Annotated in this window: 10 protein-coding genes; 1 reads left to right on the top strand and 9 read right to left on the bottom strand. The window is 47.9% G+C overall.

The genetic code is table 11. The annotated features are described in order from the left end of the window. From LDL40_RS03960 to LDL40_RS03945, 4 genes are all read right to left on the bottom strand, one after another. A partial coding sequence (locus LDL40_RS03960; RefSeq protein ID WP_300993834.1) for a sigma-70 family RNA polymerase sigma factor occupies nucleotides 1–803 on the bottom strand: 803 nt, incomplete at its 3' end. A 4-nt stretch (nucleotides 804–807) separates the two neighbouring features. Next, nucleotides 808–1,215 carry a YciI family protein gene (locus tag LDL40_RS03955; protein ID WP_300993832.1) on the bottom strand — a complete coding sequence of 136 codons (408 nt, stop codon included), beginning with the start codon at nucleotides 1,213–1,215 and terminating at the stop codon, nucleotides 808–810. Nucleotide 1,216: 1 nt separating this feature from the next. Beyond that, complete coding sequence (locus tag LDL40_RS03950) at nucleotides 1,217–1,561, bottom strand: YciI family protein (RefSeq protein WP_300993830.1); 345 nt, start codon at nucleotides 1,559–1,561, stop codon at nucleotides 1,217–1,219. A gap of 25 nt (nucleotides 1,562–1,586) precedes the next feature. Continuing rightward, entirely contained in the window at nucleotides 1,587–2,015 is a 429-nt protein-coding gene (locus LDL40_RS03945; RefSeq protein ID WP_300993829.1) for a nuclear transport factor 2 family protein, read from the bottom strand. Nucleotides 2,016–2,192: 177 nt separating this feature from the next. Between LDL40_RS03945 and LDL40_RS03940 the strand changes: the two genes are divergently transcribed. Then, the gene (locus tag LDL40_RS03940) at nucleotides 2,193–3,203 is read left to right on the top strand and encodes a diguanylate cyclase (protein WP_300993828.1); all 1,011 of its coding nucleotides are present in this window, start codon (nucleotides 2,193–2,195) and stop codon (nucleotides 3,201–3,203) included. On the opposite strand, the gene LDL40_RS03935 is transcribed toward LDL40_RS03940, so the two are convergent. The 5 genes from LDL40_RS03935 to LDL40_RS03915 all read right to left on the bottom strand — a co-directional run. After that, nucleotides 3,200–4,204 carry a prolyl oligopeptidase family serine peptidase gene (locus LDL40_RS03935; protein ID WP_300993826.1) on the bottom strand — a complete coding sequence of 335 codons (1,005 nt, stop codon included), beginning with the start codon at nucleotides 4,202–4,204 and terminating at the stop codon, nucleotides 3,200–3,202. The two genes, LDL40_RS03940 and LDL40_RS03935, sit on opposite strands and share 4 nt — an antisense overlap. A gap of 142 nt (nucleotides 4,205–4,346) precedes the next feature. Then, a complete protein-coding gene (locus LDL40_RS03930; RefSeq protein WP_300993824.1) occupies nucleotides 4,347–4,805 on the bottom strand; it encodes a hypothetical protein in 459 nt (152 codons plus the stop codon). Further along, on the bottom strand, nucleotides 4,805–5,956 hold the full coding sequence (locus tag LDL40_RS03925) for a PepSY domain-containing protein (RefSeq protein ID WP_300993822.1): 1,152 nt from the start codon (nucleotides 5,954–5,956) through the stop codon (nucleotides 4,805–4,807). The genes LDL40_RS03930 and LDL40_RS03925 overlap by 1 nt, the downstream gene beginning before the upstream one ends. A 190-nt stretch (nucleotides 5,957–6,146) precedes the next feature. Next, complete coding sequence (locus tag LDL40_RS03920; RefSeq protein ID WP_300993821.1) at nucleotides 6,147–7,571, bottom strand: efflux transporter outer membrane subunit; 1,425 nt, start codon at nucleotides 7,569–7,571, stop codon at nucleotides 6,147–6,149. Next, a partial coding sequence (locus LDL40_RS03915) for an efflux RND transporter permease subunit (RefSeq protein WP_300993820.1) occupies nucleotides 7,564–10,000 on the bottom strand: 2,437 nt, incomplete at its 5' end. The genes LDL40_RS03915 and LDL40_RS03920, both read right to left, overlap by 8 nt.

The following is a 10,000-nucleotide window of genomic DNA, read 5'->3' as shown; positions in this document are numbered from 1 at the left end:
CTTCGGTCCTGATCGGCCAGTAAAATCAGGTCGCCTTCTGCCGTGGTCCTGGCATGGCGTCTGGATTGTTGCAATAACAGCAATGCCAATAGACCCATAGTTTCAGCTTCAGGTTGCAACTCCAATAATAAGAAGCCGAGCCGTATCGCCTGAACACAAAGTTCCTGACACAACAACTGATCGCCTGAACTTTGGCTATAGCCTTCGTTAAACAACAGATAAATGACTTTAAGTACCGCATCCAGCCGTTGTGGTAATTGCTCCTGAGTTGGAATTTCGTAGGGGATAGCCGCATCACGGATTTTGTTTTTTGCCCTGACAATACGCTGGGCTATGGTGACAGGGTTGGTTAAAAAGGCTTTAGCAATTTGCTCTGTTGTCAGGCCACAAATTTCGCGTAACGTCAGCGCTACTTGAGCTTCGTTGGATAAAGCCGGGTGACAGCAGGTAAAGATCAGCCGCAGTTCATCGTCCTGCCAATCATGACCAGTCAGGTCCTGTAGCTGACAAACCGCACTGTCGTCATCCTGCTCAAAATGCCACTGCTGCTGATGCTGGCGCTGAGTCCGCTGCTGACGGATTTTATCTATGGCTTTAAAACGCCCAGCGGACACCAGCCAGGCTCTGGGTTGGGCAGGGAATCCATCAACAGGCCACTGCTGCAAAGCACAGGTAAATGCGTCCTGCAGCGCCTCTTCGGCCAGTTCAAAATCACCCAGCAAGCGGATCAGAGTGGCGAGTACCCTGCGGCTTTCCTGCTGATACAAAGCCGAAATAGCTTCGGCTGTCACCTGATTGTTCAACAGTTTAACTGCTTTGCATCGTGACGAAATCAGCAGCTATCTGCTGAATATCTTCAGAAAAATCTTCCATTTCCTGAACCTGGCGTACTTCGATCACTTCATTATCACTGGCAGGGCATAAACTGGCCCAGCGAATGGCTTCAGCTTTGGAGGGGACCTGAATCATCCAAAAACCTCCCAGCACTTCCTTTGTTTCAGTAAAAGGTCCGTCAGTAACCAGTGCTTTCCCTGAATTAAAACTGACACGAGCGCCCATAGACGGCGGATGCAAGCCTTCGCAGCCGAGTAAAATACCAGCGTCCTGCAGTTTTCTGTTGTAGTCCATCATAGCATCAACTGCATCGGTTTCAGGCATAGTGCCAGGCGCAGCACTTTCATAGCCTTTAGGTATCATCAGTAACATAAATCTCATATTAAACCTCCAGTTGACGGATGGGGCGAACTTCGACAGAGCCTACGCGGGCGGCCGGAATACCAGCTGCCAACTGGATGGCTTCGTTTAAATCTTTTGCTTCAACCAGATAAAAGCCAGCCAATTGTTCTTTAGTTTCGGCAAAGGGACCATCTGTTAACAAGGTTTTACCTGATCGCACCCGAACTGTGGTGGCCGTATCTATGGGTTGCAGCGCTTCGGCAGCCAGCATCCGACCGCTCTGTTGCACTGCAGAGGCATAAGCAAAACACTCTTCGTCTTTTGGGCTCTCTGGTAACGAATGCAGGAGTTTTTCGTCGCTGTAGACTAAGCATAAGTATTTCATTGCAGCTTTCCTTTTGTCATTCTTGTTAAAGATCCGGGGTCAGTTCAAACAACACAGCGCCAGATACCATATCAAAAGGTACAGAAAAATGGTCATGAAAAATACGCCAGTTGTCCTGCTGTTTTTGCCAGCCTTGAGTCAGCCGCATCCAGCAACCCTGAGTCTCACCTTTTTCATTGCTTCCCTCGCAATACACCAAAGCATGACTAAAACCGATCGCATCGTTTTGTTGGATCTTCAGATCCCGAAGTTCAAATTTGGAATGACCGCCTGAGCAGAATTCCAGGCATTTTTGCCAATGGGCCTGATAGGCTGCTTTACCAGTAAACTGCAATTGCGCCACAGCATCATAGGCAACAAGTTCATCGGCATAAAACGTCATAATCCGCGTCAGATCCTGGCTTGCTACTGCCGCAGCCCAGCTTGTTGCTAACTGTTGAATTGACTGAGTCATAAGTCTCTCCTTGTGTTGATGTCAAGGTTAGTCGGTTTGGTCTCTGGCATTTCGACAGCTAGCGCAAAAATAATTACCCTTATTGTGCTCTGTTCGCTAAAAAGCACGTACAAAACTCATAATTAACTGCAAATGCTGCTACAAGGATCTGTACTCAGATCGTCAATCAGAGACTTTATGCCACAACGTCAAAGTTATACCAGTGTAGCTCTTGAACAGTCCGCCAGACCGCTGTTGCTGTTAGTGCGGCATTTAACAGCTTTGGATACAGCTTTCTTAACACGGATTGATTGGCGTGCTTTGACTCAGCAGGTAGTTTTGGTGGAAGGACAAATGACCATTCCTTTACAGGAAGGCGCTGTTGTCGAATGGTCTGACTCTATGTGTCGCTTGTTGTTTGACGCAAATTTACAGCAATCTGATGTTATCCCCGAATTATTTCCCAACTCAAATGCCGCCGCTTTAGGTATGCAGAGTTTTTTCGCCGTACCGGTATTATCCGGCGGTAAAACTATAGGTACTTTATGTGGGGCCAGCAGAGAGCGGTTAGTCATTTCAGAACATTTGTTCTGCAGTTTAAAACTGATTGCTGACGCTCTGGCTTATCAAATGGCTTTGGATCAGCAAATGCAACTGCAACAAAAAAAGGTCAAGGTTGCAGAGAAAACGATAGATAAGCTTTACCAGCAAGCACAGCAAATGGAAACACTGGCTCATACCGATGTGTTAACGGGATTAGACAATAGGCGGGCCTTCCAGATTAAATTTGAGCAATACGTGCTGCAGGCTAACACTCAGGGGACACCTTTAGCACTGATGATGATTGATATTGATGAGTTTAAAAAGCTCAACGATCAATACGGCCATGAAACTGGGGACCTGGCATTGAAGCATTTGGCCCAGGCATTGATTGCCGTTGCACGTCAAAGTGATATCGCCTGCCGATTGGGAGGAGATGAATTTGTGCTGGCTGCTACAGATACAGATGCTGAAGGTTTAACGCATTTGGCGTTCAGAGTGCAGCAACAGTTTAAACAGCAGATGCAAGAGTCTGGCATGGAGAGCAGCCTGAGTATCGGTATTGCCAGTACAGCAGACAGCGCAGTGGATCAGTTGGTACAAAGAGCCGATCAGGCGTTGTACAAAGCCAAAGAGCTTGGCCGTGACAGAGTAGAGTTGGCGGATTAAGGCGCAGCTGTGGCGGCATTCACTTGATGCTGACGAAACCAGCTGAGCATGGCCTGGCGTTCCTGTTCTTTGTAGTCAGTCAGCAAATGATCAGCGTCCTTAAACTCTATCAGTCGCACCGGCCTTTTGAGCCCGGTCAATTTGGCGGCCAGCAGTTTGGAATTATCCGGATGCACCCTTTGGTCCTGACCACCGTAGATCAACAAAATAGGCAAAGTAGCGGGCAATTCTTCCGCCCAATATATTACCGACCGTTGTTCCAGTTCCTTCACTTTGTTTTGGTCGTAGTCAGGGATCAGACTACGGAAAATTAACTCCATTTCAGGTTTTCGTGGCAATTCTGTGACTAAATTTGTTGGGGCTCCGGTGATAGCCATAGCGCGGATATCGTCACGTTGCCGTGCTGTCAGATAACTCATCATGCCGCCCCTGCTGATCCCGTATAAAAATATGTTATCTGCGTCAGCCGTAGGCAGTTTTTTTGCCAGTTCTATCAACTGATGAATATCACGCACATCAGCGCCACCAAACTGGTCTTTGCCATAGGTCTGCTGGTCTTGTGGCACAGAGCCACGGTACTGACTGGCTAATACAATGAAACCTTGTTGCGCCAAAGGGCTAAGTTGACGTAACACAGAGACAAAATCCAATCGGCCCAACGCCGAATTACCACCTCTGTTGTAGATAATCACCGGCCATTTTTCATTAGATTGGGCTTTTGGCTGTAAGCCCCAGGCCTGAACTAAAAAACTGTCTGATTGGTATTCCAGTTGGGCACATTCCAGTTGCTGTGTGTGTTGGAATTGTTGTTTAGGCAATAACCAGGGGGCTAACCAATGCTCAGCTGTATACCAGGCTTTGTGTTGACGTACGTCATTCACCAGCTGTTGAAAATCAGGATAAAGTTCAAGGCAGGACTGCTGTTTGGCAAAACCTGGCCAGCTGTTTGCCAGGACCTGACCCGGATAAAAAAACAGCAGCAGTAACCAAAACAGTTTCATAGCCTATCCCCTGAACATGAGCTGCTTCAGTGTAACGCTTTGTTAGGTTAATTTGTGCTGGGTTTTGTAACAAAAATTAAAAATGGGGTCAGATCACATTGTTAACAGTTAACAATGTGATCTGACCCCATTTTAAAGATAATTAAGACTGTGGCCAGTCCCACGAGCCTACATGCAGTTGTCCTTGCCAGTCTTCAATCAATAACCAGACTTTATCGCCTGTTTTCGGCTGGGCTGACGCTTTGGCGTGCACATGCTGCGCAAAGGAGCTGCCGTGCAAAATACTCAAATCGGCTTGGGCAAAATCTTCGATAGCAGGTTGTTCCGAGGCTATTGCCATGTAGGCCTGACGTATATTGGCGACACAACCCTGGCAGAATTGCAGGCTGAAGTCCTTTACCCAATCGCCATGATGTTGATAAGGCGCGTCATTGGTGAGTGGCGTTGGTGTTACTTCAAAAGCGCCAACTTTTTGTGTGGGCCAGGACGGCGGAAACACCGGATTCATCGATTCATACAAAAACCAGAATGGTAAAACCAGCACCAGGCCATTGAGTTTAAATTTGTTTCGTTGCCACCAGGTATCTGCACGTTGCGCCATCAGGAATTGACCTCTGAAGTAGTATAACAAGTTGCGGGTTCGCTGCGTGCCGCTCTGATAGTGCGGCTGCCCCAAATCATAAAGCCAGTGATGGACATGCCAGATAACAACAAGCCAAACAGGAACCAGATAATTTTGGTCCAGATACCACCTAAAGTGCCGTAATGCAGTGGATCTGCAATATGGCTCACCACTTCAAGACCTGACATCTTGTCTGGTGTATGCACATCTGTAACTGCGCCTGTCCATGGATTAACCAGTACGGTATAGGAATACTGATCAAAAAATACCGAATTACCTGAACCTGAAATACGGTATAAATCGCGGTTATGCTCCGGCATCATAATATAAGCTGGTTGCAGCTCTGGCAGCGTTTGTTTGGCGATCACTAACGCATCCTGCAGTGAATATGGTGGTGTGTGTTTTTGTCCCGCTGCGGGCACTTCGGCTGCCGTCAGGATCTTGGGTTCGTGATAAAACTCAATATCGTTGTGCCATAAAATAGCCTGCACCAGATACCATAATCCGGTCAGACTCATAACCACTAAAAACCAAATAGACCAGACTCCCGCTAAACGATGCAAGTCGGTCAGCAAGGTTTTACGGCCTTGATGCAACCGGATTTTAGGTTGAGTAAAAGCTTTCCAGAAATTTTTATAAATAATTAAACCAGTAATTAAAGACAGCAGCATGAGGATGGCCATGCCACTGACCAGATAATAGCCAACACTGTAGCTGCTGTGCCATGGGAATAATAACCAGCCGTGCAGGGCGCGCATAAAACTAATAAAGTTCAGGCCGTAATTCAGCTCCTGGACCTGGCCCGTGTACTGGTTTACATAAGCTATACCAAAAGGTGCTTTGGCAGTAGAGAATACAATGGCATTAACCAGGTAAGGTTCCATCACCATCACGCTACCAATTTCTGCGTCCGGTACTTCAGCTTTTACTGCGGCAATTAATTCAGTGGCAGCTTTGACCGGCAGATTTTGCGGATTTTCTGCTCTGGAATTAGGGTTAGTTAACCAAGTGAGTTCATGACTGAACACGGCAATAGTGCCAGTGAAACATACAGCACAAAAAATCAGCCAAACAGGCAAACCTACCCAGCCATGTACTAAAAACCAAAAGCGTTGTTTGAGTTTAAACACCTGATACTCAGCCTTTTTCTCAAGCTAAAAATTGGCTTAATAGTAATGCGGATAAGAATAGTTATCAATAGGTCTGCGGTGACTGACATTTATCCCAAGAGCAGAAAAAAAGGGCGCCGTAAGGAAATGGGACTAAACGGCGCCCAAAGGTTAATAGTGAGGCTGGAGCTCATGCTCCAACTTTTGTGCCTTACTCTTTCGCTAAAGCCAGTTGCTGGGTACCTGGCTCCAGCTCTATTCCACCGGCAAAGGCGCGGTAGATTGCCACTAAACGCTGGAAACTTTGAGTGGACAATACAGCTTGCTGATCCCGGGCTGCTAACCACTCCCGTTCAGCGTCCAGTAAGTCCAGAAACTCGATGGTGCCAGCTTCGTATTGAGCACGGGTTAATTGCACCGCCTGTTCAGTAGCTAGGACCTGTTGCTGTGAGCTTAACTGTTGCTCACGGCTGGTTCTGTAGCCTTGCAACGAAGTTTGCATTTGCGCCAGGGCATCAAATACTGTTTGTTGAAAGCGGGCAAAGGCCATTTGCTGCTCTGCTTCAGCACCACGGATCCTGGCCTGAATAGAACTCAGCTCTGTGGCTTGCCAGCGTAGGCTAGGTGCTATGTTCCAGGCTTCATTCTGTGAACCCAGGCTCAGTCCCGGGCTGGAAATAAAACCTAAGAATCCACTGACAGAGACTTGCGGGTACAGCTCTGCTGTGGCTACTCCTATATCGGCGGTGCTAGCGGCCAGTTCGCGTTCTGCAACAGCGACATCAGTTCTGAACTTTAAGTAGTTGTGCTGATTAGCAAAAGACAATGGCTTGTTCAGTTCAGGCAAAGCTTCTGTTTTAGTGTCTACGACAAACTGCTCTGCAGCCTGGGCTACTAAAGCCGCTATAGTGGCGTTGGCCTGGGCTTTAGCAAACTGATACTGTGGCAGAGTGCTTTGCAACTGATAAATTTGCGCATCAATACGGCTGATTTCCAGATCGGAGGCCACCCCGGCATCACGGCGCGCCAGAATAATTTGTTTGGTACGACGTAAGTTGCCGAGGTTTTGTTCTGCCACATTCAAGCGCAGCTGGGCACCCCGGTAGTCACCATAACTGGCGGCTACCTGGGCTAACAATTGTACTTTCGCTTCTTGCCAGGCCAGTTCTGCGCCCTGAGCTCTGGCATCTGCCGCTTCAGCGGCGCGACGCAGCTTGCCAAACAAATCCAGGTCCCAGCTTAAAGCGCCACCCAGATTAGCCTGACGCTGAATTTGACCTGCATTTTGTGCTGCACTGTCCGGTACCTGATTGTTTTGCTGGCTAGCCGTGATATCCAAACGAGGCAGACCATCATTATCGCTGTCTTCAAAGATGGCATAAGCCCGTGTTACGTTGGCTTGTGCTGCGGCCAAGGTCTGGTTATTCAGCAAAGCCTGTTCTATTAACTGGTTTAACACTGGATCATTAAACTGCTGCCACCAGTGCTGGGCTTTGTCTGCTGCTTTATATTCTGCAGGCAGTTGCACCTGATTCGCTGTGGCGGGAGCCGCATAGCTTGGTCCTACCGAAGCACATCCAAATAACAGGGATGCCAGAGCCACACTGATGGCTGTTAAACGAAGAGTTTTACGCATGATGAGTTTCCTCTGTGTCTGTGACCTGAGCCTTTGCTTGCTGGCGATCACGGCGTTTGGCCAGAGCGTAGTAAAACAGTGGTGTTAAGATCAGACCGAATACTGTGACGCCAATCATACCGGCGAATACCGCTACACCCATGGCCTGACGCATTTCTGCTCCAGCGCCAGTGGAGAGCACCATAGGCACTACACCCATAATAAAGGCGATGGAAGTCATTAAAATCGGACGCAGACGTAAGCGTGCCGCTTCAAGAATGGCATCCATAGTTTTCATGCCATGGTCCTGCAGCTCTTTGGCAAATTCGACTATTAAGATGGCGTTTTTGGTCGCCAGCCCCACTAGTACTATTAAACCTATCTGAGTGAAGATGTTGTTATCGCCACCATAGATCCAAACGCCTGTCATAGCCGACAATAAGGTCATAGGCACAATCAGGATAATTGCCAGAGGTAAAGTTAAGCTTTCGTACTGAGCGGCCAACACCATAAAAACCAACAGTATCACCAGCGGGAATATGAACAGCTCGGCATTGCCAGCCAGAATCTGCTGGTACGTCAGTTCAGTCCATTCGTAGGTCATGCCTTGCGGTAAAGTTTCGGCCAGAATTTTTTCAATAGCAGCTTGTGCTTCACCTGTGCTGTAACCTGCAGCCGGACCACCGTTAATTTCAGCTGTGGTGTAACCGTTGTAGTGCATCACACGGTCAGGGCCAGCTGAATGTTTTACATTAATAAAGGAACCCAGCGGGATCATTTCACCGGCGTTGTTACGTACTTTCAACTGGCGGATTTGTTCAGGGTCCTGACGGAACTGTTGATCCGCCTGCACATTGACCTGGTAGGTCCGGCCAAACTGGTTGAAGTCGTTGACATAAGCCGAGCCCATATAAACCTGCAGCGTCTGGAATATTTCATCCAGATTCACGCCTTGTTGTTTGGCTTTGGTCCGATCCACTTCTAAATCCAACTGAGGAACATTCACCTGATAACTGGAGAACACACCAGAAAGTTCAGGCGTGGCCCAGGCTTTTTGCATCACCTGCATAGTCACAGCGGCCAGCTCTTCATAACCAAGGTTAGCTCTGTCCTGAATTTGCAGACGGAAGCCGCCTATAGTGCCTAAGCCTTGTACTGGCGGCGGCGGGAATATCGCAATAAAAGCGTCCTGAATACCGGCAAACTTCTGGTTTAACGCTGCAGCTATGGCGTTGCCTGATAATTCTGGGGATGTTCTTTTATCGAAGTCATCCAGACCGACAAAGACTATGCCGGCGCTTGGGCTGTTGGTAAAACCGTTGATCGACAAGCCAGGGAAGGAGATAGAGTTCGCCACACCCGGATGTTCAGCCGCAATACGCGACATTTCTTTAATCACAGCTTCGGTACGATCTAAAGATGAAGCGTCCGGTAACTGAGCAAAAGCCACTAAGTACTGTTTATCCTGGCCTGGTACATAACCAGTTGGAGTTTGCTGGAACTGTACAGCAGTTAAGCCAACCAGACCTATGTACAGAATACCGATAATACCACCAAACCGAATCACTTTACGTACCATCAGGCCATAACCTTTGGACGCTTTGTTGAACAGGCGGTTAAAAGGATCAAATAACCAACTGCCAAAAGCTTTATTCAGTACACGGGTTAAAGCATCAGGTTGAGCACCATGAGGTTTCAACAACAGCGCCGATAAAGCCGGGCTTAAGGTTAAAGAGTTCAGAGCCGAGATAAAGGTAGAAATAGTGATAGTTAAGGCAAATTGCTTATAGAACTGACCTGTTAACCCTGACATAAAAGCGGTAGGAATAAAGACCGCAGCCAACACCAAAGTAGTGGCCACAATAGGACCTGTCACTTCTTTCATGGCTTTTTGGGTGGCGGCCATAGGCGATAAACCATCGGCAATATTCCGCTCGACGTTTTCGACTACGACTATAGCGTCATCTACTACTATACCTATGGCCAAGACCAGACCAAATAAGGATAAAGCGTTCAGCGAGAAACCCAGCATATGCATAAAGGCAAAGGTACCTACCAGCGACACAGGCACAGCCACTAACGGAATAATAGAAGCACGCCAGGTTTGCAGGAACAACACCACCACCAGCACTACCAGCAATATAGCTTCCAGCAAAGTTTTGACGACAGCTTCAATAGAACCGCGAACAAAAACGGTCGGGTCGTAGACGATGTCGTAAGTTAAACCTTCAGGGAAACCTTTAGACAGCTCAGCCATAGTAGCGCGCACATCATCAGAAATCTGAATTGCGTTTGAGCCTGAAGCCTGGAAAATAGGAATAGCTACAGCATCTTTGTTGTTCAGCAATGAACGCAGGGCATAGGACTGGGCACCTAATTCCACCCTGCCAATATCACGGACACGCGTTACTTCGCCGTCTTCACCTACTTTCACTATGATGTCAGCAAAT

The sequence above is a fragment of the Rheinheimera sp. genome, from assembly GCF_020217005.1.
Taxonomy (GTDB): domain Bacteria; phylum Pseudomonadota; class Gammaproteobacteria; order Enterobacterales; family Alteromonadaceae; genus Pararheinheimera.
Note: the sequence above shows the minus strand (reverse complement) of the source record. Positions and strands in the feature narration are given on the sequence as shown.

Bases quoted from the DNA above. Each gene is read 5' to 3' on its own strand.
- LDL40_RS03955 (WP_300993832.1), bottom strand. From the start codon at position 1,215: ATGAGATTTATGTTACTGATGATACCTAAAGGCTATGAAAGTGCTGCG.
- LDL40_RS03950 (WP_300993830.1), bottom strand. From the start codon at position 1,561: ATGAAATACTTATGCTTAGTCTACAGCGACGAAAAACTCCTGCATTCG.
- LDL40_RS03945 (WP_300993829.1), bottom strand. From the start codon at position 2,015: ATGACTCAGTCAATTCAACAGTTAGCAACAAGCTGGGCTGCGGCAGTA.
- LDL40_RS03940 (WP_300993828.1), top strand. From the start codon at position 2,193: ATGCCACAACGTCAAAGTTATACCAGTGTAGCTCTTGAACAGTCCGCC.
- LDL40_RS03935 (WP_300993826.1), bottom strand. From the start codon at position 4,204: ATGAAACTGTTTTGGTTACTGCTGCTGTTTTTTTATCCGGGTCAGGTC.
- LDL40_RS03930 (WP_300993824.1), bottom strand. From the start codon at position 4,805: ATGGCGCAACGTGCAGATACCTGGTGGCAACGAAACAAATTTAAACTC.
- LDL40_RS03920 (WP_300993821.1), bottom strand. From the start codon at position 7,571: ATGCGTAAAACTCTTCGTTTAACAGCCATCAGTGTGGCTCTGGCATCC.